Origin of the sequence: Acinetobacter gandensis, assembly GCF_001678755.1 — a bacterium.
Taxonomy (GTDB): domain Bacteria; phylum Pseudomonadota; class Gammaproteobacteria; order Pseudomonadales; family Moraxellaceae; genus Acinetobacter; species Acinetobacter gandensis.
In genome coordinates this window covers 32,469-58,425 of record NZ_LZDS01000005.1, presented here as the reverse complement: position 1 = coordinate 58,425, position 25,957 = coordinate 32,469, and the positions used below count along the sequence as shown (strand labels likewise).

The 25,957-nt window shown below is 38.3% G+C and carries 28 protein-coding genes; 11 read left to right on the top strand and 17 right to left on the bottom strand.

Annotation, left to right across the window (positions count from 1 at the left end; all coding sequences use genetic code 11):
• The first annotated feature begins 109 nt into the window (after positions 1-109).
• Positions 110-619 carry a peptidylprolyl isomerase gene (locus A9J31_RS03350; RefSeq protein WP_067762554.1) on the top strand — a complete coding sequence of 170 codons (510 nt, stop codon included), beginning with the start codon at positions 110-112 and terminating at the stop codon, positions 617-619.
• Positions 620-728: 109 nt separating this feature from the next.
• Complete coding sequence (locus A9J31_RS03345; protein ID WP_067762553.1) at positions 729-1,448, top strand: UDP-2,3-diacylglucosamine diphosphatase; 720 nt, start codon at positions 729-731, stop codon at positions 1,446-1,448.
• 42 nt (positions 1,449-1,490) lie between these two features.
• Here A9J31_RS03345 and A9J31_RS03340 read toward each other — a convergent pair whose 3' ends face one another.
• On the bottom strand, positions 1,491-1,706 hold the full coding sequence (locus A9J31_RS03340; RefSeq protein ID WP_081410255.1) for a transposase: 216 nt from the start codon (positions 1,704-1,706) through the stop codon (positions 1,491-1,493).
• A 381-nt stretch (positions 1,707-2,087) separates the two neighbouring features.
• Entirely contained in the window at positions 2,088-2,882 is a 795-nt protein-coding gene (hpaI, locus tag A9J31_RS03335; RefSeq protein WP_067762551.1) for a 4-hydroxy-2-oxoheptanedioate aldolase, read from the bottom strand.
• A gap of 252 nt (positions 2,883-3,134) precedes the next feature.
• Between hpaI and nfsB the strand changes: the two genes are divergently transcribed.
• Both nfsB and A9J31_RS03325 read left to right on the top strand, forming a co-directional pair.
• Positions 3,135-3,788: an oxygen-insensitive NAD(P)H nitroreductase gene (gene nfsB, locus A9J31_RS03330; RefSeq protein WP_067762550.1), complete on the top strand. Its 654-nt coding sequence runs from the start codon at positions 3,135-3,137 to the stop codon at positions 3,786-3,788.
• A 116-nt stretch (positions 3,789-3,904) separates the two neighbouring features.
• Positions 3,905-4,138: a hypothetical protein gene (locus A9J31_RS03325; RefSeq protein ID WP_067762549.1), complete on the top strand. Its 234-nt coding sequence runs from the start codon at positions 3,905-3,907 to the stop codon at positions 4,136-4,138.
• 351 nt (positions 4,139-4,489) lie between these two features.
• Here the strand turns inward: A9J31_RS03325 and A9J31_RS03320 are convergent, their stop codons facing one another.
• The 4 genes from A9J31_RS03320 to A9J31_RS03305 form a co-directional block, all read right to left on the bottom strand.
• A complete protein-coding gene (locus tag A9J31_RS03320; protein WP_067762548.1) occupies positions 4,490-5,347 on the bottom strand; it encodes a DMT family transporter in 858 nt (285 codons plus the stop codon).
• Between the two features lie 107 nt (positions 5,348-5,454).
• Complete coding sequence (gene fba / locus A9J31_RS03315) at positions 5,455-6,492, bottom strand: class II fructose-bisphosphate aldolase (RefSeq protein ID WP_067762547.1); 1,038 nt, start codon at positions 6,490-6,492, stop codon at positions 5,455-5,457.
• A gap of 121 nt (positions 6,493-6,613) precedes the next feature.
• On the bottom strand, positions 6,614-6,892 hold the full coding sequence (locus A9J31_RS03310; protein ID WP_067762546.1) for a hypothetical protein: 279 nt from the start codon (positions 6,890-6,892) through the stop codon (positions 6,614-6,616).
• Positions 6,893-7,042: 150 nt separating this feature from the next.
• Positions 7,043-8,230, bottom strand: coding sequence for a phosphoglycerate kinase (locus A9J31_RS03305; protein ID WP_067762545.1), 1,188 nt, complete (start codon positions 8,228-8,230; stop codon positions 7,043-7,045).
• Positions 8,231-8,369: 139 nt separating this feature from the next.
• Between A9J31_RS03305 and A9J31_RS03300 the strand changes: the two genes are divergently transcribed.
• Both A9J31_RS03300 and A9J31_RS03295 read left to right on the top strand, forming a co-directional pair.
• Positions 8,370-8,753: a DUF2237 family protein gene (locus A9J31_RS03300; RefSeq protein WP_067762544.1), complete on the top strand. Its 384-nt coding sequence runs from the start codon at positions 8,370-8,372 to the stop codon at positions 8,751-8,753.
• Positions 8,753-9,346, top strand: coding sequence for a Maf family protein (locus tag A9J31_RS03295; protein WP_067762543.1), 594 nt, complete (start codon positions 8,753-8,755; stop codon positions 9,344-9,346). Before A9J31_RS03300 ends, A9J31_RS03295 begins: the two co-directional genes overlap by 1 nt.
• 50 nt (positions 9,347-9,396) lie before the next feature.
• On the opposite strand, the gene A9J31_RS15540 is transcribed toward A9J31_RS03295, so the two are convergent.
• Positions 9,397-11,727 (bottom strand): BapA/Bap/LapF family prefix-like domain-containing protein, encoded by a 2,331-nt coding sequence (locus tag A9J31_RS15540; RefSeq protein ID WP_067762542.1) that lies wholly within the window; start codon positions 11,725-11,727, stop codon positions 9,397-9,399.
• 359 nt (positions 11,728-12,086) lie between these two features.
• Here A9J31_RS15540 and A9J31_RS03285 point away from each other — a divergent pair, with 359 nt between their 5' ends.
• Positions 12,087-13,253, top strand: a complete 1,167-nt coding sequence (locus A9J31_RS03285; RefSeq protein WP_067762541.1) for a ribosomal protein uL16 3-hydroxylase — start codon at positions 12,087-12,089, stop codon at positions 13,251-13,253.
• A 47-nt stretch (positions 13,254-13,300) separates the two neighbouring features.
• Here A9J31_RS03285 and A9J31_RS03280 read toward each other — a convergent pair whose 3' ends face one another.
• From A9J31_RS03280 to A9J31_RS03255, 7 genes are all read right to left on the bottom strand, one after another.
• Complete coding sequence (locus A9J31_RS03280; protein ID WP_150923074.1) at positions 13,301-13,717, bottom strand: hypothetical protein; 417 nt, start codon at positions 13,715-13,717, stop codon at positions 13,301-13,303.
• 20 nt (positions 13,718-13,737) lie between these two features.
• Entirely contained in the window at positions 13,738-14,016 is a 279-nt protein-coding gene (locus A9J31_RS15535) for a hypothetical protein (RefSeq protein WP_150923072.1), read from the bottom strand.
• 20 nt (positions 14,017-14,036) lie between these two features.
• Positions 14,037-15,929 carry a sensor histidine kinase gene (locus A9J31_RS03275; protein ID WP_067762539.1) on the bottom strand — a complete coding sequence of 631 codons (1,893 nt, stop codon included), beginning with the start codon at positions 15,927-15,929 and terminating at the stop codon, positions 14,037-14,039.
• Positions 15,929-16,609 (bottom strand): response regulator transcription factor, encoded by a 681-nt coding sequence (locus A9J31_RS03270; protein WP_067762538.1) that lies wholly within the window; start codon positions 16,607-16,609, stop codon positions 15,929-15,931. Before A9J31_RS03270 ends, A9J31_RS03275 begins: the two co-directional genes overlap by 1 nt.
• A 229-nt stretch (positions 16,610-16,838) precedes the next feature.
• Positions 16,839-17,618 (bottom strand): glutathione S-transferase N-terminal domain-containing protein, encoded by a 780-nt coding sequence (locus A9J31_RS03265; RefSeq protein WP_067762537.1) that lies wholly within the window; start codon positions 17,616-17,618, stop codon positions 16,839-16,841.
• Positions 17,619-17,710: 92 nt separating this feature from the next.
• Entirely contained in the window at positions 17,711-18,223 is a 513-nt protein-coding gene (gene rraA / locus A9J31_RS03260) for a ribonuclease E activity regulator RraA (protein WP_067762536.1), read from the bottom strand.
• A gap of 10 nt (positions 18,224-18,233) precedes the next feature.
• Positions 18,234-18,899, bottom strand: a complete 666-nt coding sequence (locus tag A9J31_RS03255; RefSeq protein ID WP_067762535.1) for a Rossmann-fold NAD(P)-binding domain-containing protein — start codon at positions 18,897-18,899, stop codon at positions 18,234-18,236.
• 214 nt (positions 18,900-19,113) lie between these two features.
• Between A9J31_RS03255 and rpsT the strand changes: the two genes are divergently transcribed.
• Complete coding sequence (gene rpsT / locus A9J31_RS03250; RefSeq protein WP_067762534.1) at positions 19,114-19,380, top strand: 30S ribosomal protein S20; 267 nt, start codon at positions 19,114-19,116, stop codon at positions 19,378-19,380.
• Positions 19,381-19,513: 133 nt separating this feature from the next.
• On the opposite strand, the gene A9J31_RS03245 is transcribed toward rpsT, so the two are convergent.
• Entirely contained in the window at positions 19,514-22,189 is a 2,676-nt protein-coding gene (locus tag A9J31_RS03245; RefSeq protein ID WP_067762533.1) for a M66 family metalloprotease, read from the bottom strand.
• Positions 22,190-22,566: 377 nt separating this feature from the next.
• On the opposite strand from A9J31_RS03245, the gene A9J31_RS03240 reads away from it, so the two are divergent.
• A complete protein-coding gene (locus A9J31_RS03240) occupies positions 22,567-23,007 on the top strand; it encodes a hypothetical protein (protein WP_067762531.1) in 441 nt (146 codons plus the stop codon).
• A 77-nt stretch (positions 23,008-23,084) separates the two neighbouring features.
• Here the strand turns inward: A9J31_RS03240 and A9J31_RS03235 are convergent, their stop codons facing one another.
• Both A9J31_RS03235 and A9J31_RS03230 read right to left on the bottom strand, forming a co-directional pair.
• A complete protein-coding gene (locus A9J31_RS03235; protein WP_067762529.1) occupies positions 23,085-23,822 on the bottom strand; it encodes a histidine phosphatase family protein in 738 nt (245 codons plus the stop codon).
• 69 nt (positions 23,823-23,891) lie between these two features.
• The gene (locus tag A9J31_RS03230; protein ID WP_067762527.1) at positions 23,892-24,743 is read right to left on the bottom strand and encodes a 3'(2'),5'-bisphosphate nucleotidase CysQ family protein; all 852 of its coding nucleotides are present in this window, start codon (positions 24,741-24,743) and stop codon (positions 23,892-23,894) included.
• Between the two features lie 13 nt (positions 24,744-24,756).
• On the opposite strand from A9J31_RS03230, the gene A9J31_RS03225 reads away from it, so the two are divergent.
• Positions 24,757-25,458: an HAD-IA family hydrolase gene (locus A9J31_RS03225; RefSeq protein WP_067762525.1), complete on the top strand. Its 702-nt coding sequence runs from the start codon at positions 24,757-24,759 to the stop codon at positions 25,456-25,458.
• Positions 25,451-25,891, top strand: coding sequence for an RNA-binding S4 domain-containing protein (locus tag A9J31_RS03220; RefSeq protein WP_067762523.1), 441 nt, complete (start codon positions 25,451-25,453; stop codon positions 25,889-25,891). Before A9J31_RS03225 ends, A9J31_RS03220 begins: the two co-directional genes overlap by 8 nt.
• The last annotated feature ends 66 nt before the right edge of the window (positions 25,892-25,957 follow it).

Below are 25,957 nucleotides of genomic sequence, written 5' to 3'. Positions count from 1 at the left end.
TTTAACAAAGAAAGTAACGTTTTTACTTGCCTTGTAGTTTACAGTTTGCTTATGCTTCTCACAACCAAAAAACCCATGGCTTTCATGTCCATGTATAGGAGATTACACAATGAGTTTTCCTCAAGTTGAATTAAACACCAATAAAGGTCGTATTGTTCTTGAGCTTAACACTGAAAAAGCACCTAAAACTGCTGAAAACTTCTTACAGTATGTTCGTGACGGTTTCTATGACGGCGTTATTTTCCACCGTGTAATTGATGGTTTCATGATCCAAGGCGGTGGCATGGATGAAAACTTCAAAGAAAAAACGACTCGTGATTCTATTGAAAACGAAGCTGACAACGGTTTAAGCAACGAAGCTGGCACAATTGCTATGGCTCGTACACAAGCACCTCACTCTGCTTCAGCTCAGTTCTTCATTAATGTGAAAAACAACTCTTTCCTTAACCACACTGGTAAAACAGCACAAGGTTGGGGTTATGCAGTATTTGGTAAAGTAACTGAAGGTCTTGACGTTGTTGATGCGATCAAAGGCGTTCGTACTGGTAACCGTGGCTACCACGCAGACGTTCCTCTTGAGAACGTTGTGATCGAATCAGCTAAAATCATTTCTGAATAAAAAAACGTCCTCTCCATTCTTTATGAGTTTTAAAGCATCGCTTTAAAATGGAGTAATGAAAAAGGTTTCTCTATCTAGAGAAACCTTGAGGATGCTAAGGAAAAGATCCGTGACCTATCTGTTTATCTCTGATTTACATTTGTCACCTGAACACCCTCGACTCGTTCGGGGGTTTTTAGCTTTGTTAGATCAATACAAAAATCAAAATACCCAGCTTTATATTTTAGGCGACTGGTTTAATGCATGGATTGGTGATGACTTCACTGCCCCGTGGTTAGACGAAATCATTCATGCCTTAAAAGTTTTTACCGAAGCTAACAATCAAATTTACTTTCAAGTCGGCAATCGTGATTTTGCACTGGGTCAAAAATTCTTAGATAAATTTAACGGCCATTTACTTCAAGACATTGATCATCTAAGCATTGGGACAATCAAAATCCGTTTAGAACATGGTGACTTACTCTGTACCGATGATGTGTCTTACCAGAAATTTCGAAAGATTATTCGCAATCCACTTTTACTCGGCTTTTTAAAAAGTCTGCCGCTGAGCTTCAGGCAAAAAATTGCCAATGGCTTCCGTAAAAAAAGTGCCGAAACCAAGCAAGTGAAGTCCTATGACATTATGGATGTAAATGCACAAGCTGTAAATTTGGCGCTAGAAAATGTCGATGTATTGATTCATGGACATACGCATCGCCCAAATATTCATCAGATACAAGATAAAAAACGAATCGTTCTAGGTGATTGGCGTGAACATGAAGCGCAGATTTTAGAAATTCAGCTTGAACAAACCATCCACTCCCTAGAATTAAAAAAGTGGTGTTATTAAACACCACTTTTTTATAGAACTAAGTTTAAACTTTTATTTCTATTACAAACGATACATTTGATTAATGCCTGTATAGAAACTTTTACCATCCATATTTAACGGTAAAATTTGTCCCGATTCAAGCTCAACCATTTGACCAACATCCACCATAATAAAACCATTCGGTGTACTTTGCTTACGTTGTAACGGAATTAATTTCACACTGATTTCGCCACCATTTACAGCGGTAGCGATATAACTTTCATTTAAATTTTTCAAAATATTCACTCATGATATGAGCTTTTGTGATTGAACGCGAAGAGATTAATAAAAACAAATTTAATAATATTTCTGTTGTTACAGTATGTGGGTACATCAATTATTTTCAGATTCAAATTAATTAAAACGACTGAAAAAATAAATCACAAAAAGCTAAAAAAAATAGTAAGAACAATACTTACTCTGAAGTGGCCGTTTTATACACCATTTCCAACAAAAAAGCAAATTTATATAACATGCATCTGCTAAAAATAGTCTTATCAATATAACTCACAACTTAAATTAGCTGTTAGCTTTTAAACACTACCAAAAATTATAGTATAGAAAAAGCGACTTCATCAGCCGCTTTTTCAGATATATATGTATTTAAATTTTAGAAATTTAATAACCACCTTCAGATTTTACAATAGGCGCATCTGCTTTGTATTTAGATAGCAATTCTTTTAGCGAGTTCATTAACACACTGGTATCAACGCCCACAGCTACAAATTCTGTTCCGAGCTCCAAGTACTTTTGAGTTGCTTCGTGCAAGGTTGATAATATCCCTGCTGCCTTCCCCGCGGCACGAATACGTTGAATTGCATTAATGACTGTTTTTTGTACTTCAGGATGATTTGGATTACCTTGATAACCCATCGTTGCAGACAAATCTACAGCACCAATAAATACACCATCAATGCCTTCAATTTTTAAAATTTCGTCTAGGTTTTTTATCCCTTCTACAGACTCAATTTGAATCAATAGGCAAATATTTTCATGTGCAGTCGCATAGTAGTCTGTGATGCTGTTCCAACGTGTCGCACGTGCAAGTGCCGCTCCTACACCACGTATACCCTCGGGTGGATAACGCACTGCTTTTACCATCAATTCAGCCTGTTCAACGGTCTCAATCATTGGTATTAACAGGGTCTGTGCACCAATATCTAATAATTGTTTAATCAGTTGCACGCTACCAATTGGTGGTCGTACGACTGCTTGTGAAGGATAAGCGGCAATACTTTGTAATTGTGACAATGTGGTACGCAAATCACTTGGCGCATGTTCTCCATCAATTAACAACCAGTCATAACCTGCATTGGCTGCAATCTCAGTTCCATAGGCATCCGCTAGGCCCACCCACAAACCAATCTGCTGTTCGGTTTTTAGCTTCTGTTTAAAATGATTGGTGTAATCCATCGCTGTTTACTCATGCTAAAACTATGATTCACTCATCTTGATTAAACGCCTTTTGGCAAAAAGTACCAATAGCATTTATCTATGTCATGATTTTATATAACTCTAATACAGTAATATTTCACTATAAATTGTTATATTTAGCTCTATTCCCCACAGCTTATACGACTAAGATCTATTGTTGGAAAATAAACTGCTTAGACCTCAAGTGCTTAAATCCGTTAAAATAACGCTATATCTAATTGGAGAATTACGATGGATTTGTTAAACGTATCAAAACAACGCTACACCACAAAAGCTTACGATCCTAAAAAAAAGATCCCACAAGAACAATTTGAGCGTTTATTACAAATACTACGTTTAGCACCATCATCAATTAACATTCAACCATGGCACTTTTTTATTGCAGATAATGATGCTGCTAAACAACGCATTGCCCAAGCTCTTGTTGGCAAATATGCCTATAACGCACCAAAAGTTTTGGACTCATCTCATACGATTTTATTTTGTACTAAGGCGGATATTACTTCTGAACATTTAGACAATCTTTTAAACCAAGATGACCTCAGTGGTCGTTTTAAAGATGACAAGGCCAAGCAAGGTCAAAAAGATAGTCGTACAGGGTATGTTGACTATTACCGCAATGAAAAAGGTGATATTCAACGTTGGGCTGAAAATCAAACCTTTATTGCACTTGGTCAAATGCTATTGGCTGCGGGTATTGAAGGCGTGGATGCAACCCCAATTGGTGGTTTTGATGAAGCAATTATTAGCGACGAGTTAGGCTTGACAGAAAACGGCTTAATTCCATCGGTGATTATGACTTTAGGTTATCGCAGCGAAAATGACTTCAATGCAAAATTACCAAAATCACGCCTGAAAGCAGAAGAAATTTTCACACATCTCTAATCTTTCTATAAAACCGACGAAAGGGGCTTTAAAGTCCCTTTTTTGTCATTTCGGGACTTATTAATTAAACATTTATCGCGTATATTTTGCACAAAATAAACTTAGGTCTCTCCCACATGCCGACTTCAATAAAATTACCGATGAAATTTAATTGCACCTCATGTAATACAGTTTATATACAGCGTTATTTTAGCGACATGCTACATAGCTATCCAAACTGCCCTACCTGTCAGAAACCAGGTCAATTGCAAGGGACAATTGAAAAACAAGACCTTTGGAAGCACCCTGTCGCAATTGGCAAATGCTATTTAGAAAATACCCTACAACGCTTTCAACAATTCAGTCGATAAAATAAGTCCAATAAAACAAAGCCCTCTAAACTGAGGGTTTTTTTTATTTTGCATATATTCTGAAACAATATCGCAACTCCATTTTGGCCATTTTTACAGCGACTTGGTCTATTTTTTGCTGAGTTCTATCTATCAAAACAACAATATCAGCGAGGTGAAGCATGTCCTATCTTCTTAAAATGCCCATGAAGTTTGAGTGCACGCACTGCAATCATTGCTATGTTCACCATTATCAATATGAAGATCACCATTACCCGACTTGCCCTGATTGTCAGAAAGCCGGCTTATTAATGGGTGTCGCAGAAATGGGAGATGTGTTCCATCATCCAATGATATTTGCGTCAAGCTATCTTAAAGAGACATGGCATATGCTAAGCAAACGACACTCATAATACCGGCAATCAAACCAAATACCGTTGCAGTTCTGAGGCGCTCTTTAAAGATGATCAGTCCTGCAACTACACCAAAAATCACCACCAAAATATTCATTCCTGCGAAAACAACTGCAGGTGTTTCTTTTAATAACATATGTGCTTTTACATAAAGTGCAATATTGGCAAAATTAAGTACCCCAAGTCCCAAACCTGCGATGATATTTTTAGTTTGACCTAAATTACTATATTGGACGAGGTTATAAATCGACGACAGGATAAATGCACAAATAAAGACCAAATTGAGTGTTACAGCAAACTGCATGCCCAAACCCGATGCGAATTTTAGCAATACATCAATCAATGCATAGCCTGCCCATACACTTAATAAAAAAATAATCCCCGAATTATCATTATTGGCATTGCCTTTTCGTTGTGAAAATAAGATCAGCAGTACTGCCAATACACCTAATGCGATGCCAACCAACTTGATCGCATTAAAATATTCGTTAAAAACAAAATAAGCAGCACAGAGCGATAAAACCACAGATAGTCGCTGTGCAAGTTCAGTCTTTAAAATACCAGCTGTTTGCAAAGAGCGTGCAAGACAGTAAAAAATTGCCGGTAATAGGACACCCAATGCGACAATTAAAATCCATGGCGTTTTATATATGGAGATGTGTGCTAAGTCTGGCTTAAACCATAAAAAGCACAGTAAACTTGCCGAAGCATAATTCCACGTAATCATTTGTACAGGGTTAAAACCTTTCGCTCGACATGCTTTCAGTACGATCGAAACAAGGACACTGCATATTGCCGCAGCAAAAATTAATTCCATTGCATGCTCTTGTTATTAAAGTGAAGTAAATAAACAGTTTTTTATTATGATAAAGAAAAGCCCACATGAAGTGGGCTTTTCTTACAAAATAATCGATCTATGAAAGATTATTTATAGTGACTCACCATTTTCTCTAAAGAAATTGGGCGAATCTTGTCAGCATTACCTGCTGTACCGAATGCTTCGTAACGGTCGATACAAATTTGTTTCATTGTATCTACAGTCGCAGCAAAGAATTTACGTGGATCGAATTCAGCTGGTTTTTCAGCCATCATACGACGCATTGCACCAGTAGAAGCAAGACGTAAATCAGTATCGATGTTAATTTTACGAACACCGTGTTTGATTGCATCTACAAGTTGCTCTACAGGAACACCGTAAGTTTCGCCGATGTTACCGCCATATTCATTGATTACAGCTAACCATTCTTGTGGCACTGAGCTTGAGCCATGCATAACAAGATGCGTATTTGGTAACGCAGCATGAATTTCTTTGATACGGTCAATTGCTAGAATGTCGCCTGTAGGTGGACGTGTAAATTTGTACGCACCGTGTGAAGTACCTACTGCAATAGCAAGCGCATCAACATTCGTATCTGATACGAATGAACGAGCTTCTTCAACAGATGTAAGTAATTGAGAATGGTCAAGAACGCCTTCAGCGCCTACGCCATCTTCTTCACCCGCCATACCTGTTTCAAGGCTACCTAAGCAACCAATTTCGCCTTCTACAGAAACGCCACATGCATGTGCCATTGCAACTGTACGACGAGTAACGTCTACGTTGTATTCGTATGAAGTTGGAGTTTTACCATCTTCACCAAGTGAACCATCCATCATTACTGATGAAAAGCCAAGTTGAATCGAACGTTGACATACGTCAGGGCTTGTACCATGGTCTTGGTGCATAACCACTGGAATGTGTGGCCATTCTTCGATCGCTGCCAAAATCAAATGACGTAAGAACGGAGCGCCTGCATATTTACGCGCACCCGCAGATGCTTGTACGATTACAGGTGAATTCGTTGCATCTGCTGCAAGCATAATTGCACGCATTTGTTCTAAGTTGTTTACGTTGAATGCTGGTACGCCGTAAGCATGTTCGCCGGCGTGATCCAAGAGCTGGCGCAATGAAATAAGAGCCATAATATCCTCCCAGGTAATGCCGCATATTCTACATGTTCAATCATTTCAATTCAGCAACAAATAACACTATTTAAAAAAAAACCCTGCATTTGCAGGGACTTTTTAAATAAACACTACATTCTTAATGCGCAGCAGCTTCAGAACCCGCTGTTTCAGCATCAGCAGTCGCTTCATCCGCGGGTGCATTCGCTACTTCTGCAGGAACATCTTGATTTTTCTCGTCTAATACAGGCTTATCAAGTGCATCAATGGCTTTTTGCTGCTCAGGTGTAGTTTGTACATCATCAGTTGCAACAGCAGAAGCTTCTGTGCCCGCTGCTGGTGCTTGTTCTTTTTTAGCACAAGCTGTAAGTGTTAATGGTGTAATCATAAGAACAGCTAAAGCTAATTTTAATTTCATTGGTGTTACCTACTGCAACGTCTTAAGTATTGTGAAGAATTTTATTGCAGAAATATTGCACTTTGATGACGCTCAAATGAATAGCCATAAAAAAAGGCTAACCGAAGTTAGCCTTTTCAATGAATACACTATCTTATTGAAAATTTTAAATTATGCGCGATCAAGCAATGCAGCAACTGCAGGAAGTGTTTTACCTTCAACAAATTCAAGGAATGCACCACCACCTGTAGAGATGTAACCAATTTTGTCTGCAACTTCATATTTATCGATTGCAGCTAAAGTATCACCGCCACCTGCAATAGAGAAACCAGCAGATTCAGCAATTGCTAAAGACAAAGTTTTTGTACCTTCACCAAATTGATCAACTTCAAACACACCTACTGGGCCATTCCAAAGAATAGTTTTAGACGTTTTTAAGATTTCAGCAAATGCTTTTGCAGTTTCTGGGCCGACATCTAAAATCATGTCGTTATCAGCAACGTCTTCAACTTTTTTCACAGTTGCTTTGGCTGCTGCTAATGAACCCAAGAAATCATCAAAGTTGATTTCTGAAGCATCTGCAACCACGACGTCAGTTGGAAGTGGCACTGAAACTTTTGCAGCAATTGCTTTTGCTGTATCGATTAAATCATTTTCACACAATGATTTACCTACGTTGAAGCCTGCAGCAGCTAAGAAGGTATTCGCAATACCACCACCAACAATCAATTGATCACAAATATCAGAAAGTGAAGTTAATACATCTAACTTAGTTGAAACTTTTGAACCAGCAACAATTGCAACCATTGGTGTTTCAGGTGTTTTAAGCGCACGACCTAAAGCATCTAATTCAGCAGCAAGTAACGGGCCAGCAGCCGCAACTTTTGCACAACGTGCTACACCTTCAGTAGATGCTTCTGCACGGTGTGCCGTACCAAATGCATCCATAACGTAAACGTCACAAAGTGCAGCATATTTAGCAGCCAATTCAGGGTTGTTTTTCTTTTCACCGACGTTGAAACGGCAGTTTTCAAGTAATACAACTTGACCAGCTGCGACTTCAACACCATCTAAATAATCAGTAATTAATTGAACTTCTTGACCCAAAGCTTCTGTTAGGTAAGCCGCAACAGGTGCTAGAGATTGTTCAGCTTTAGGTTCACCTTCAACAGGACGACCTAAGTGTGAATACACCATTACCGCAGCGCCTTTTTCTACCGCTGCTTTAATTGTTGGCAATGCTGCACGTAAACGCGCATCACTTGTAATCACGCCATTTTTAACCGGTACGTTTAGATCTTCGCGGATCAAAACACGCTTACCTGCCAAATCGAGGTCAGTCATACGCTGAAAGTTCATGTATTGCTCTCTTTATTTATGTCAAAACGCCACGATTTTAAATGATTATGCAAAAAAACGTTAGCTTCTTTTGCAGAAAAGCTATGCAGGCGAAAAGTTTTGTTATGATAGGCAAAAGCCTTATAAAGATTCAGCGTTTATGTCGATTCATCCAGACCCTAAAATAAATCGTTTAAATGTTTTGGGCGAGCCGCTCGCCAGTTGTTGTTTTGATCCAATCACGGGTTATTTTAGAAATGGTTTTTGCCATACAGCAACGACTGATTTAGGTCAGCACACCATGTGTGTACAGATGACATCTGAATTCTTAAACTTTTCTCAAAAAGTTGGTAACGATTTAATCACACCCTTACCCGAAGTCGGTTTTCCAGGCTTACAGCCTGGTGACTTTTGGTGTATCTGTGTGACCCGCTGGGTGGAAGCATACCAAGAGGGTTTTGCTCCACCTGTTAAATTACAAGCGTGTCACCAAGCGGCGCTTTCATATGTTCCGCTTGATGTACTTATGGAATATGCAGTGTAATGAGTACTCCCAAAATCATATTGGCTTCTAGCAGCCAAACCCGTAAAGACCTCATGGACCGTTTACGGATTGATTATCACTCAATCGTACCAGATATAGATGAAAGTCCCCGTGGTGAAAACCACGCAGACGAGTTAGCAAAGCGATTGGCTTTTGAAAAAGCACGTGCTATCGCCGCACAATATCCAGAAGCTATCGTGATTGGTTCAGACCAAGTCGCTTGGCGTGAAGGCGCACCAGATATTTTTATTGGTAAACCGCTATGCAATGAAAAAGCCATCAAACAGCTTCAAGCCAACTCAGATAAAATCGTTTATTTCAGTACTGCACTTAGCGTTCAGCAACAATCGACTGGGTTTGAACACACCTTGGTTGAACATTACAAAGTGAAATTTCGTAAGTTGGGCTTAGCGGAAATTGAACGCTATGTTGAAGTTGAACAGCCTTTACACTGTGCAGGTAGCTTCAAATGTGAAAGTTTAGGTATCAGTCTTTTTGAAGAAATGATCGGTCAAGACCAAACAACACTTATGGGCATGCCAATGATTAAGCTCTGTAGTATTTTACGCGACCTGAAAATACTAGTGCCTTAAGCAAAAAAAGCAGCCATTGGCTGCTTTTTTTATAATTTAAAAATATGGAGTTAAGCAATAATAATTTGATGCTGATCTAACAATTGCTGCAATGTTAGCCCCTGCTGATTTTCAAGTACTAACAAGGCGGTTGATGTGAACTTCTCACCGTCACCATCACGGTCAACTTTTAAAACCACATGATTATTTTCATCTGCTTCAATTTGTATAAATTTTTCAATATCAGTTTGATTTACATCAAATAAGCCATCGAAGAATTTTTCCCCAAACTTAATGACATCAAAATCTGCTAGAGAAGTACCTTCATTTTGATGACCTAAATTAAAGTCTATCCAAAGATCAGCATCATGACCTGCTGTCGCATCTGTATCATCCAATACCTCGTAAATGACAGTGTCGACACCTAATCCACTCGAAATTAAATCATTTCCTGCACCAGCATGAATTTGATCATTACCAGCACCCGCTGCTATTAAGTCATTACCACTTCCCGCAAAGATTGTGTCATTCGCACCATGGGTATCGTTATTATGAATAAATGACCTAAATTCAGTACTCAAATAATTATAAATAACATCATAGCTTAGAGAGTCACCCGCTTTCAGGGTACTTTTTAGATATTCCTCTAGTACTGCATAACCAGACCCTTGAGGTGCAACGCGTTCATCCCACTGTAAATGATCGGTATTAATCGTGTCTGCAAAAATAATGTCATGACCATCCCCTGCATAAATTACATCAGGACCAACATTATGCATTTCAGACTTTATTTGACCATTAATTAGATAAGACATTAGCTCATCAGGATTTTGTAAAACTTGAGCTTCTCCTTGACCCGCAGTCACTTTTGCACCATTAGCATCAGTATTATCATATTTGGTCAAAGTAGTGACTTTAGGGTTAAGAATCCCCGCAGCAAAAACTTTAGATAATTGATCTAGTTGCTTAAATAAACTATTGGTATCTCGACCATCATCGGTTTGTGGTTCGCCATCAGTAATAAAATACGTTTGGTTTTCATAAAAATTACCTTCAGCCGCAAGCGAGTTAAACCACGTTACTGCTTGATCAAATGCTTCACCATAATCAGTTCCACCCGAAGTTTGCTCAGGCCTTAAAAATGATGCAGCTTTATAAAAAGCGACGATATTTTTTTCAATCCATTGCTCTAATTCTGCCGTTTTTAATGAATTTTTTAAATCTGATGCCGAGATCTCAAACGATTTTCGATTCCCTTCATAACCTTTTGAACTAAAAGTCATTATTTTTAGATTTATATTTCCATCATGCTTAGATAAAACATTACTAAAATAATTCAGTACATCTTGAACCATCTCTGCATGAGAAACATCTTTACCATTATGTTTAATCAGATCCGCCATACTTCCAGATAAATCAATCAACATTGCGACATTATAGTTTTGGCCAGCTTCGGTAAATGTATGTAGACCACCAATATCCCCCACAATGACATCATTACCAGCCGTACCATTTAATACATTACTGTCATTCGTACCAACTGAAATAGATCCCTTTTCATCTTCAATTTCCCAGGTCGGCGGTTTTACAGGATCTACAGGATCTACAGGATCTACAGGATCTACAGGATCTACAGGATCTACAGGATCTACAGGATCTACAGGATCTACAGGATCTACAGGATCTACAGGATCTACAGGATCTACAGGATCTACAGGATCTACAGGATCTACAGGATCTACAGGATCTACAGGATCTACAGGATCTACAGGATCTACAGGATCTACAGGATCTACAGGATCTACAGGATCTACAGGATCTACAGGATCTACAGGATCTACAGGATCTACAGGATCTACAGGATCTACAGGATCTACAGGATCTACAGGATCTACAGGATCTACAGGATCTACAGGATTAGGATTCGATGGTGTCACTGGGTTGTCAATATCTACTTCTGGTAATTCTGGCGTTTTCTTATCATTATTAGAACTACCACTTGAACCACCACCAGCAGCCAAACCACCAATAACAGCCGCACCGCCAGCCAACCAAGGCCAAAGAATCATTTGATCAGAAGTTGCAGGAAGTAATACTTCAATATTAGGAATTTGTTTATATAAACTCGAAACTTGTTCAAACCAAAAGAGCTTACCGTCTTCATCTTCAAAAACAATATCTGAAGTTAAGCCGTCTTTATTTTTTACATAAAAATTTTCTACAACAAGTCTCTGGCCATTTTTTAATACCACAATAAGCGTATTGCCTTCTTGTAATAGCTCAGAGACATCAGACTTATCAATTTTAGCGTGAACGATTGAAATAGCATCTAAAACAACGTTTTCAGTTTCTAGATTAACTTTTACACGAGTAAGCTTATTTACGATTTGAATTGTTTGCATTTTCTTAACTAGCTATCTGTTTCCCCATGTTTCATTTTGTATTCTTTTTGTACTATATGTCAAAGTAATCGTATTTTTCACATATTTATTGACGCAAATCACAGTTTGCTTTTACATGAACTTTCAAACATTAAACTTATGTTTTATAATATTTTTTATTGATACATATATTACAAAATTATTTCCATACAACTAAAATGTAATTTTTTTATTACATCATTCACACTTTTTAAATATGTAACAAAACTTAACAAATGTGCTTTTAGCATCTTATGCGCTAGTTTTATTCACCTAAAAAGCCGCCTTGCACTTGTTAGGTTCTCAAGCGACAATATTAAAAATTTCGTTGGTTATTTTTCATGTCTCTACCTTTAGACGTCCTCGGCGGTATCACTGCTGAACAATTTCTTGCTGAATATTGGCAAAAGAAACCGCTTTTAGTACGCAATGCCCTTCCTGATATCGCAAATATTTTAGAACCCAAAGATGTTCTAGAATTGGCCTTAGATGAAAACGTCACAGCTCGCCTCATCAAGCAAAAAGACCGTGATCCAAATCAATGGTCAGTTAAGACTTCACCCTTACTCAAAGCTGATTTTCAAAAGATGCCTAAGCTATGGACTTTACTTGTTCAAGCTGTCGATCATTATTCTTTTGATCTTTCAGAGTTTTGGAAGCAATTTTCTTTTATCCCTCAGTGGCGTCGTGATGACATTATGGTGTCATATGCCGAAAAAGGCGGATCTGTCGGTAAACACTTCGATTTTTACGATGTGTTTTTAGTTCAAGGTCATGGACATCGTCGATGGCAGCTTGGCCAAATGTGCGATGCGGAAACTGAATTTGTTGCAGGCCAGCCACTACGTTTACTGCCTGAAATGGATATCAATTTTGATGAAGTTTTAGCGCCAGGCGATTTACTTTATGTTCCACCAGGCCTTTCACACTACGGCGTTGCTGAAGATGAATGCCTTACATATTCATTTGGTTTCCGTATGGCAAATGTCACAGAGATGATGGATCGTGTCGCTGATAAATTTACTGAAAATCCGCTTCTAAAAAACCCATTACTGGATATTATTCGCAAGCATGTTACCCCTGTTGGTCAAGTCACTGAAAGCGAAATCGAATATTTGAAAGAAAAGCTGTTCGAGCAATTGCAGAACTCAACGGTAATTGAAGATGCGATTATGAGTGTAATGTCAGAATCTAAATATCCTGACAATATTCCAGAAGCAGAAGAAATTGGTACAGGCGACTTAGAAGAGGCTCTTGATCAAGGCTATCAGCTCATGCTTGAGCCAGCTTCGCGTCTGCTTTATACCGAGCAAGATGGTGATATTCTGTTTTGGGCGAATGGTGAAGGCTTGTGTATTTCAGATGAGTTCGCAGTACATCTCAAAACATTAGCAGATGGCCAAAGTTTAATGCTTGATGAAACACTCTACGATGCAGATATTCTTGAGGATATTGCAATGTTACTGAACGAATCTATTCTGATGCTCGTGCCAACTGAATCAGAATAAATTTAATCAACTTAAAAAACTAAAAGGGGCTTAATGCCCCTTTTAGTTTATTTTCTTCCTGAGTGCTTATTCATTAAATTTTCAAATTTATCGGCATTACGCTGCACAATCACACGATAAATCCAAACTATCAAAAAAATGATCAGGGCAAACCAAACATAACGCATAAAGCTATATTTACTTCCTTTTCCCTGCCAAATTTGTAATTCGACATTTTGAAATTGCACATTGCTTGAATTCACTAAATCGAGCTGACTGGTCATATGACTTGGATCATTGGCGGCATTTAAGGAAAATGGATCACCGGCCATTACAAAAACAAAAGCTTCTCCTGCTTTCATTTTTTCTATACGTTCTAAATGATCTACACCAGCTTCCATGTCCATTAGACTTTGATTGCTTTGATTGGCATAAGCATTAAAAGTGTTCACATCAAATTTCACTTTAACATCACCCTCTACCATAGCAGTACCTCGTACAATAATCACAGCACGATAAGGGTTTTGTTCAGAGCGTGTGTATAGTGCAAGGCAAAACTTGGATTATTTGTGACTTGATCTGTTTGTATGGACTGACTTTTGGCCAGCATTTGTGTCAGTTCATCATTGCTTAGATTCGCTTGATGAAAAATAACTTCGCCATACTCGCCTGGTTTAGGCATTGAGTCTGTTGGACTACGACATCCAGACATAAATAAAATGGTCAATAAGACTATCAATACACTCGACATTCGTTGAGGGGTAACCAATATATGAAAATGCATTTTTATTCTTTATAAATTAATTATGCAGCTGATTTTATTTGAATTTCTGCCTGAATAATAGTTGATCCAGCTTGTGAAATAATATTTAATTTCCCACCTATCCGCTGTATACGCATTTTCATACTACGCATTCCTACACTCATCCCATGTGTAGAAACACTTTCAACATCAAAGCCTATACCATCATCCTCAATGATGAGGATTAGTGGCTCATTTTCTTTATGCGTCATTGTGACTTTTACTGTGGTTGCTTTACTGTGTTTAACGATATTGGTTAGGCTTTCCTCTACCACCCGAATAAGCGTAAGACATTGCAATGAAGAAGGACGCTCTTTCCACGCAGCCGGAAAATTCCACTTAGATATTATCTCCATTTCTTCCATCAGTTGGCTAAACCGATGACGAACAGGTGCAATCCACAATAACGGAGAGTCTGGCACTTTGCTGTCTAAGGAAGACCCACTATCAATAATTTGACGCAAATCATCACGTAATAGTTTCAGCATGGATAGAAACTGTGTATTGGGTATATCTTTTTCACACTGATCAACCAAAATCATTGAACGAACAATTGATGCCCCCAAACCATCATGTAAGTCATGAGACAGTTTGATTCGCTCTTGTAGGCGTACATTACTCAATTCAAGCTGATGTTTGTCACTTAAACTACTAAATAACTCATCACTGACTTTTTTCACCTCAAAGGCAAGCTCATCATTAAACTGCTCAATCTTTTGGATATTTCGATTCAGTCGTGCCCCCAAGATAACCACGATGAATAACGTAATAATTGGTGAGGTGTAAGGTGAAACTGGCATGATGCCTTCTTTTGGGAAATACATCAGGATAGCTAGGTCAATTACACCAAAGATCAGCATAGCTGTCAGGCATAAGCTTAAGAAAATAGAGTCTCTTCGTTTGGTTTTGAAGCTTCTATAGCATAAGTAAATATATGTAATGAAATAGAATAAACAATAAAGTAAAAAGATAACGGATGATATATCAGCATTTTTTTCAAAAGGCATCAGCATGACTACAGCAATGAGCACTGCCGTTAAGGTAGTAAACGCGAGCTCTAAGCGTGGAAATTTTTGCCGAATGAAACGCAGCATATAAATACAGAAGCATTGTAAAAACAGCATCCAAAAGATCAGGTTCGCTTTTGCTGAAAAAATTGAGTCTGGATAAGGAAATGTTTCAGTTGTTAAAGCATTAGAGATAAATAATATCCACAGAACAGAAGCCAATGCGAACCAACCAAAACTGGTATCGCTTCGACGCATAATCCAAATCACAAAACAAATAATGCCCAACGTACCAGAGAGAAATACATTGAGTTGCAGGATGGTTCTTCTATGCCATGTCAGTTCATCATGATGCTCCACATTCGACATAACATTATTAAAACCAATAGGGCCTACACCACCATTCATACTGGTATAACCGCTTACATAAATGAGCGTTTCATTATGTTGTTGCTTTATCCCACTGATTGGTAAAATCCAATATCTTGCGACATTCCAACTTTTAGATAATGGTTCTTGCAGATTTTTGTCTGTCCATAACAAATCACCGTTTAAATACACTGTTCCGGCATTAATTAAATATTCAATATTAAATGCGATTGGTTCTGCTAAACGAGCATTATTCTTACATTTCCATGACCAATCTAGCTTATACCAGGCCCCACCTTGGTAGCCTTGCCATGCAGGATCTTCTTTCCAACGATCAGGCAATTCAGCTTTCACCCAACCGTGCCGTGGCAATTCTTTATTTGATGGTGTTTTTGCTTTTAAAATTTCATGGACAGTGACCTGACATTGGTCATTTATTTCATAGACTTGAGCTGCATGAGTAATACAGCCCCACAACAAACCGAGGGCAAATAAAAATATATACCCTCCTTTGCGCATTAAAGAATTCCCATAGAACGCGCTGTACTAACTGCTTTGGTACGTTTAGTAACCGATAACTTACGGTATATGTGCTTTATATGACTCTCAACGGTATATCTAGAAACAAAAAGTTGTTCCGCAATTTCACGATTACTTAACCCTTGGGCAACTAAACACAAAATTTCTTTTTCGCGATTGGTCAATATAGATGACTCAGCGCCTTCAACAATCTCTTGTTCAGGTGCAGGCTCTTCCGTTTCAGAAATTTGTTTTAATATTTCTCTGGCAATAAAAGGATCAATTGGTGCACCACCACGTAAAATGCTGCGAATCGACAATAGAACTTCTGCATCATCTCGTTCTTTCAGCACATAACCCGTTGCACCAGCTTTAATCGCTGAGAATAGGCTCTCCTGCGTACTCCATGCAGAAATCACCAAAATCATGGTATTGCCTTCTAAGGAGCGGATTTTTTCAATAATTTCAACTCCATTTCCATCAGGTAACCCCAAGTCAACCAATGCGAGGGAAATAGGATGAGTATCAATAATTTCGATGGATTCTTTTACATTTTTAGCAAAGAGTAACTCGTCATGTTTATATCCCAGTTCAGTTAAAATTTGACGTAATCGCAACTGGATAATTTCTTCATCTTCAACAACAAGCACTGGGACGGGTAATATTACTTCTGGTGTCATGGCTTATTTCCCCTAAAAATGAAATGTCTTTTACATTATCTTGGTTTATCCCTACAGAATATCCCTATAATTAAGTAAATTTCTTATTTTTATAGATTTATTTTCACCTCTTTGGGATTTTAGCTTGTTTTATAGTTCTAATAGATACTAGTTAATGCTTATTTTTCAAACAATAGAGTACTGCCAAAGAATATGCAACAGTACTCAGGCGAATTCATCCAGTTAAACTTTAACTCGCATATTGTTTTTTAAGATATTGAACAATTTTTTCAGATTCGAATAGTTCGATACCTGTGTTTGGATCTTTCAAATATGGAACTTGAATATTATCCCCCATAATTTTAAGTACTTGCTCACGCTTACCGCCTTTTAAGGGGGTGTATTTACCAGGCTTTAGGCGCAGTGCCGCCAATCCTTGATCCTGCCAGCGTTCTTTAGCCACATTATGAAACTTATGTGCCAGTTCTAATTCCGCAAGCACACTACGGACAATTCGTGTATATGGGCTTGCTTCAAAGCCCCACAATTCAAGCAATTGTGCTGGTGCATCTCGATGAATTACTTTTCGGTTAATCCAAACACCTTGCGCACCATTAATTAACGTTCCTGCATAAGCCACATAAGGTATTTTTGGGTAATGTGCATATTTAGAAGGGGTTTTCCCTGTTTTACCGTAATGTTTAAACAGGTGATGTATGATTTGTTGAGATTCATACAGTTTCTCCCCTGTATTTTCATCAACCAAGAAAGGAAATTGCTGTTTACCACCTAATTTCTGTGTATCTAAGCGATATTTTTTTGCACCTTTAGGACATGGATATACTTCATAGTCCAAATTTAAGGTTGTCAATACTTCACGTACACGACGGCAATATGGTGAACCTTCAAATTCATAAAGTTTCAGTGCTTTTTCTGGCTGTTTTGGATATGGTGTACCTGATGTACCACGACCACCCTCTGCAACGCCTGAAAGGAGTGCTTGAGCCACTTTTATTTGGTGCATTAACATAATTATTCCTTTCTTATTTTACTTAATCTTTTATGGCATCAACCAAGTGAACTCAATTGATGCTGTGTGAAATTGTTTATATCAGCTTAATTTTATAAGTCCACCAATGATTCTTTGGCAATCACAATTCCGTTATTATCTGCATAGACATATTGACCCGATTGGATTGTCACGCCCCCAAAACTGAGTTCAATATTCGTTTCACCCACACCTTGACGGTTGCTCTTACGAGGTATTGCAGCTAGGGCCTGTACACCTAAATCAAGTTCAGCAATTGCATCAACGTCTCGTACGCAGCCGTATATAATCACACCATTCCAATGATTCTTCACTGCAGATTCAGCAATCATATCGCCCATTAAGGCACAGCGCATTGACGCACCGCCATCTACAACGAGGACCTTACCTGTGCCATCAGTCGCCAAAAGTTCTTTTACACGGGAGTTGTCTTCAAAACATTTAACCGTCACAACCTGACCGCCAAAACTTTTACGTGCACCATAACTTTGGAAAAATTTACCATCTAAAGATGGAGTCACCACTTGAATATCTTTTTCTGGATGATCATCAAGTAAATCACACGTTACAAATGGAGCTGTAGCCACGTTTTTCCCCTCATTTCATTTTTAGTATGCGTAAATTATCATAGATCTCAAATTTTTCGGTCTGAGTTTGTGCTGCCTCGACCATAGTATGAGCCACTTGCGCTGCTGTCACTGGCTTAAGTTTAAAAGTATCTGGTACCAAATGCGAAAAACGTGAATACAATTTCTGTATGGCTTGCTCTGCTGGTCGTGACTCATCTCTATCACCCAACAATAATGAGGGTCTTAATATGGCTAGTTGAGCTAATTTTAGACTTTTTAGATAATATTCTAGCTCACCTTTTACCCGATTATAAAAGAATAAAGAGTTAGGATTCGCTCCTGTTGCACTCACAATAATCAGCCCTGTTTCACTGTGTTCCAACAATTCAGCTAAATGTGCATTGATTTTAAAATCGATCGCATAAAAACAATCTTTAGAACCCGCTTTTTTTATGGTTGTACCTAGGCTACTAAAAGCATGTGTATAGTCCAGTACATCTTCTTTGGTTAATAATAAAAAATCTTCCAGTACCAATTGCTGTACTTTGGCGAGTCGTGTAAGTTCCTCATCTCGCCTACGAACGACTGCTGTTATATTCTTACAAGTATCATTTTGGCTTAACTGACGGATCAGTTCACGGCCAACCAATCCTGTTGCGCCGATCACGATCGCATTTTCAATACATTTAGTCATTTTTCATACAAACTCAATGGCTTTGGACTAATCTAACGTTTTCTTTGAAATTTTTCTGCATCAAAAATGTTGTCAAAGCATGTCAAGACTTGACTTAAGCGCTCACTTTAATCACAATATGGCACTTGTTTACGGGCTGGTGATAGTTCTTCTGGAGTTGGTTTTCAGTTGTAATTTCAGCCCGCCCAGACCATCAATTTCAAGGAGTGCACGAGTGGCAAACTCTGCTCAAGCAAAAAAACGTGCTCGTCAAAACGTTAAAGCACGTCAACACAACGCAAGCTTACGTTCTATGGTACGTACTTATCTTAAACGCACAGTAGCTGCTATTGCTGCTGGTGATTACGCTGTCGCTTCAGAAGCTTACAAAAAAGCTGTACCTGTAATCGACCGTATGGCTGATAAAGGCATCATCCATAAAAACAAAGCTGCTCGTCATAAGAGCCGTTTAAATGCACAAGTTAAAGCTTTAGCTAACTAATTTGTTGCGATGAAAAAAGCCCTTTTTAGGGCTTTTTTTGTTTTTGTGTTTTTCTATTTTCTAATTTTATTTCAGTTATAAAAAAAGCCCTCGTTTGAGGACTTTTTTAATTTTATTAACTAAAGGCTAAATGTTACTTATTCAGTAAAGTTAAATTTGTTGAATTTAAATAAGCCAATAATAGATTTTGATTTGCTGTTAAATTCGTCCAGCGTTGATTTGCACCACCGGTACAATTATAGCGAATTAAGTCTGCACGATTATTCTGCAATCGCCCTGTATTTAAGTCCATACATTGGCCACTTTGGCGAATGGTTGTAGTTTCAGGATTCATCGTCCAAATTTGATTATCTTGGTTTAAGCTGCAACGTTCCAATGTAATTTTTGCAGAACCCCCATTGCCAGTTAAACACTGCCCCAAATCAGATTTACTGTGGATTCGTCCCACCACATCATAAATCCATTGTTCTGAATCATCTGCCGTACAACCTGTTTGACCACTAATAAAAACATTTAATTTACCATCAGCTAAAGTCTCAGTTTTCAAACAATTCGTACCATTTTTTATCAATGTTGCTTGTTCAAAAACACCATCACGGTTTAATACCAACTTTTGCATAAAACTGGTTAATGCCGTTGATGCTTCAGGCACTTGATTAGATAGATCTTTATAATAAACATTCATCCAACGATTGATACGGTATGCCGTATTTTGCTGGGCTTCATAACGGTCAAATTGCTGACGCGCAACTGAACTTAACAGCGCCTTATCATTTTTATAGGTATCAAACAGCATCTTAGCCGTTGGATCTAAATTCACAACAGCATTGTTCACTTGAGCCACTAGTGCTTGTTCGAGCTGCGGTAATTCAATCGAACGTAAAGCACTATAACCTGCTTCACGGCCTATTTTTACAGCAGGCTTAATCATATCGCTGTAAACTGGAATCACGATATTCGAAAGCAATTTAGCTTCTGCTCCTGCTTTCTTACAATACAAATCTACTGATTTTGGCTGATCGCTAATCGCTAAATTGACATGTAGTTTATTTGCATTTGAACCCATACGGTTCGGCGATAATGCAATGATCTTATTCTGCGATGGATATTGTACATTAAGCCAGCACGATGAACTTACAGTCGCTGTATCAGCAGTCGGTAAATCAAAGACATTCCCCCAGTTACCTCGTGCCGCAGGATATAACAAACCTACTTGTTGTTCAGGGTCATATCCACCCAAAATGGTATACACAGGCACACCTATTTGTTTTGGTTTGAGATAATTACCATCTTGGCTGTTAAACCAAATATCAGAGGATTTCGGTACTTTAGGTTGAGTAACTTCCATGGTGCGGGTTTGTGTATTCCAAAGTTTATACCCAGTTGGAGAGCTTACATCCCATACTGCACGATTGAAATGTGGCTGAATTTTTAAGAATGTACTATAGCCAGTATAGTGGGTATAACGTGAGTAAGTGCTGTTAGGATAACCACCAGCCATAGAGTCACGGCCATAAGGGAATAAGTTTTTAAAATTTGGCGTACCTGTACTTGCATCCCATAATGAAGTCGACGTCCAACTTAAATTACCGCGCATTTTATTACGGTTAGCAATATAGCCCCAACCACTGTCGGCATGGTGAGACGCCCAAAAGTAATTCGTCACGCCATCCGTGGTTACAGCACCTGGATAATGACCAAGTCCATAATGATGTCCAATTTCATGACTAAATTCATTACCGACCGAATCAATTAAGGTCAACATACCGTTACCACCACTGAGACCATGGTTGTTATAACCATTGGCATAGCGACCACGTGAATGGTGTGTTATCACAGATTGAGTCAGTTGTGGTTGAGATTGACTTGACATTGAAGCGCTCGTCACCCCCCAGTTAGCAAGATTAATGCCTACACTAAACGTTGATTTCCCCACGTTTTCACGCATATCACCTGCATATACCCCTCCATCACCCGCACTGGCTTCGTTATAAATAACACCCGATGCTACGATCACTTTATCAAGTTGGATATCATCGTACTTGGCAACTGTCATTGCCGCCGCAGGAATAGTTTGGAAATAATCTGTACCCGCCTTCTCAGGCTCAAGTAACATATAATGTCCATTTGAAACTGGCGGCTCACTTAACATACCTATGCGTATATTATTCAGTACCAATTCACCAGGTGAGGCAAAATCAATTTTTTCTTCAACCAACTCACCACTTCGTTTCTGTGCATCAACAATTTTGAGTTTTAAACCTGGTTTAACTTCATCCCAATTCAGCTTTGTGGTCCACGCACGTTTGCTATAAACCACATCTGGACGACCTTTTTGACCACTTTGATCTGAAAGTGGCATTTGACTTGGGTCATCTAAATTTACTGTTCGAACTAAGCGATTATTTTGATAAATTTCGACTTTTAATTGTCCAATATCCTGCATATCAAGTGTTGGTGTCACAATCAATAACGCATCTTTCTCTGTCGTCAAGCGCGGCATTTTTTTAGCTTCATTACCATTTGGGTCGACAACATGACTTTGCCCAAATTGAACTTGGGCATTGAAACTTCCTTCTAAATCATTTCGTATAACTCGAATTTCGTCATTGGCATCATAATCATAAAAACCTATAGATGTTTCATCTGCCACATCTTGACTTGGTTCCGGATACTTTTGCTGTGTCTCACTCGGTAAAGACTCTCCAGAAGCGTTTTCTGAACCCCCACCTCCACCACAAGCTGTAAGTATGACTGACATAATACAAACACTTAAAGTGTTATATGAAAAACCTATCACAGTTTTCATGTTTAATTCCCCAATACATCGCATATTTGCTAAATTAAGTGATCTATATTTTTATATAAATCAATATTTTATGATTTATTTATGATATTTTTAAAAAGAAATTATTTCAATTGCCGTATTTTGTCAGAAACTGACAGACACTATTTTTCATTATAAAAACAATAACAAATTCAATCATTATGATGTGACTAATGTTTTACTTTTCAACTAAATCATGACACAACAGATGATGTTTAAGATTTTAACCCAGACAAATTTTGTCAACATTATTTTATATTTATAAAATCCATTAAGAAAAAACAAATCCCTTAAAAAAATTATGGTATTTTAAATTAAATGAATTCTTCCAAAATATTTTCCCAATAAGGAATTTTAGAATGATTAATCGCTTTTTACCTTCACTCGAAAAATTTGAAGAAACAAAAAAACAATATATCGAGTACTTCACCGCCAAAGGTGAAAAAGATGTCATTGGAAAAGTTATATCAAATATGAAATCTACTGCAGAAATTCAAGCATCTCAGGGTGTGGATGCATGGCTTGGCTATGGTGTTTATTTACCTGCAATCGAGCGGATTTTTGCTATGCATAAAGGTGAAAGTGAAGCTGATTTTTTTGCTCGCACCCAATATCCACATGATGTCGTTATGGAATACAGTCTAGATGGACATGATTTGGCTACACTCATTGCGGCAGACAAATATAGTCGTATGCACCAACAGCATGTTGCTGTGAATACCAGTCAGTGGCCGCTCAATGAAAATGGTCGAGTGCTGGAATTAAATGATTTTCCAGCACGTATTCGCGCTAAAATTTAGTATTTATTAAAGATAAATTTTACTTAAAGCATCTTAACAATCAGTGAGGTGCTTTTTATAGTTCTATTAAGATGAAATTACGGGTACGCTTGTTGAAATTCACGAATATTCAATTCGTTTAATTCACCACGCCAAATCCATTTCAGTTTTGAGTCTAAGAAAACATCCCCTTCAAACCAAACGAATAAACCTTCCATCATTTTTGGCCAATCTTCGCGTGTAACCATATTCTTTCCAGATATGATCGCTAAAATTGCCGCCAAAATTGTGTCGTGGCTCACTGCAAGACTTAAACCATAATCATTGGTCGGATGGGTGTTGTAAATTAGTTCGAGTACATCCACCACCCCATGAATGGGTTGTTTCATTCCTGGTAATGCATTATTTACAAAGCTATTGATAAAGCCTAAAGCACCTTGCTTTTGAAAAAATGGCCCAGCTTTTTTTATATCTAGTACGAAGCTTCCCGGTTCAACCAATAAACCTTGCTCAATAATTTCAATATGATGGGTATTTGGTTCAATAGTGACATTGTCTGCGCCTTGAATCATCAAAGCCGCCGTATCTACGCAGCGTTGAATCGGGCTCGAAATACAATGTTGGATGACACGATCAGTATTTTCAACTAAATAACTGCCCCATGCTTCAGCTAAATCACGCCCTTGATTGGTCAGTTGTAAATCATAACCAGCCAGTCCTTGTCCCTGTACCACCTCACGTATGGAATGACGGGTAAACAACGTCACCGGCGTCTTTTCATCAGGCAATAAATCAATTGCCTTCAGCATACTAGGTGGGAGCAAGTCTAAAGCCATAATCTAACAGTTCTTAAATAAGCGAGAATTAATCAGTTTGATCACACTATAGCATGATCAAACTTTTGCTCAAGGCTTGTCATCCATCTGCGCAAGCGCTTTTAAGGCCAAATCTTTGATTGCATCATTTTTGTAAGCAATAAAACCATTATTTAATAAACTATCTCGTTGGTTATAAATGAAAGCGCGCCCTTTAAAGTCCACTAAACCTCCACCAATTCGCTCTATTAGACACTGTCCTGCACTGGTATCCCACTCACAAGTGGGATGAAAACGCGGATATAGATCAACTTGATCTTCAAGCATCATACAAAATTTATATGCGCTACCTGCATAATAGTTTGTGTAAGGGCTAAGTCGAGATAATGCAGCAAGATAATCTGCATATTCTGGTTTCGTCCGTGCACTTTGACTCAAACCCACCTGAAGAGTAATACCCAGTTCCGTAGGCGCATATTCAAACCACAATTGCGTTTGCGTATTATATTTCAGTGGCATACCCTTAATAGGACAAATATAAATATTATGTTCACAAGGAATTGCAAGCATTGCAAATGTTGTCTTCTCACCTTCCACTAAACTCAGATTGATTGTGAATTCAGGCCTTTGATGTAAAAATTCTTTCGTACCATCTAAAGGATCGAGCAACCAAAACTTAGTCCATTCATCACGTTTTGATTTATCACCTTCTTCAGACAACAAAGGCAAAGTTGAAATCTGCGCCAATGCTTCGGTGATATAAGTATTTGCACGGTAATCTGCTTGTGTAACGGGTGAATTATCCTTTTTACGCTCTACATCAAATTCAGCACCTGAACAATAACGCTGATATTCTTCTCGCAAAATTTCACAGGCCTGTGTCACAATGGGTACGAGCTGCAAAATCATGGGGTCTTGCGGTGCTGTTGTTGTTATAAACATAGATTACCTATATATGCCAAATTTCTCAGAAAAGCCGACAATTATCTTCGACATGGACGGAACTTTACTCGACCTTGCTTACGATGATTTCATTTGGAATGAACTCTTACCCATTCGGTATGCCGAGCAGCATGGCTGCACCTTAGAGCAAAGCCAACAAACATTGTTCAGCTTTTACCAACAACATAATCATACCTTAAAATGGTATTCATCACGCTTTTGGACATCACAAGTAGGCGTTGATGTTTTGGCCATGCAAATTGAACAAAAAGCTAAAGTGGCTAAACGTGTTGGCTGCACTGAACTATTACAATATCTAAAAGAAAATGGATATCCAATTTGGTTAGCCACCAATGCCGATGCTGCTGGGCTACAATTTAAATTAGAAGAAACAGGTATCGCTCAATACTTTGATGTCATTGTGAGCTCTGAAACCATCGGTCATGCAAAAGAATTTATAGAATTTTGGCAAATCTTACAGCAAACACATACTTTTGATCCTGAAAATTGCTATTTCATTGATGACACTGAAAAAGTACTCAATGGTGCAGAGCAATTTGGCATTCAACAACTTTATTCTATTCTGCAACCATCTACAGGCAAAGCACCACGTGAGACTTGCAAATACCCAATGTTGTCCGCATTAACAGATTTAATCCCTATTTTAGAGGCGCAAGCTTCACAGCAAGACAAGGAACAAAAAAAATATGCGTAAATCAAATCTAGCCGAAGATGCGGTTGGAATGCGTATAGATAAGTGGCTTTGGGCGGCACGCTTTTTTAAAACCCGCTCTATTGCGAAAAACGCCATTGAAGGTGGTAAAGTTCATCAGAATGGTGAACGGGTCAAAGTATCACGTGAAATCCGTGTAGGCATGGAATTGACTATTGCTCAAGGTATTGAAAAAAAAACCGTGGTCGTAAAAGCACTTTCAGATGTGCGAGGTCCAGCTCCGGTCGCACAGTTACTCTATGATGAAACAGAAGTCAGTATTGCAAAACGTGAATTGCTTGCATCACAAAGAAAGTTGCATAATCTTGCGCGACCCGATCATCGGCCAAGTAAAAAAGATCGCCGAGATATTGGTAAATTTAAAAAAGAAAATGATCAACAGTTTGACCAGCAATGGTCTTATAATGATGATTAAGTTAAAGCGTCACAACATGTCGCACCGGTTGTGATTTTCATAGAACAGAAGGATGAATTCTGTCAC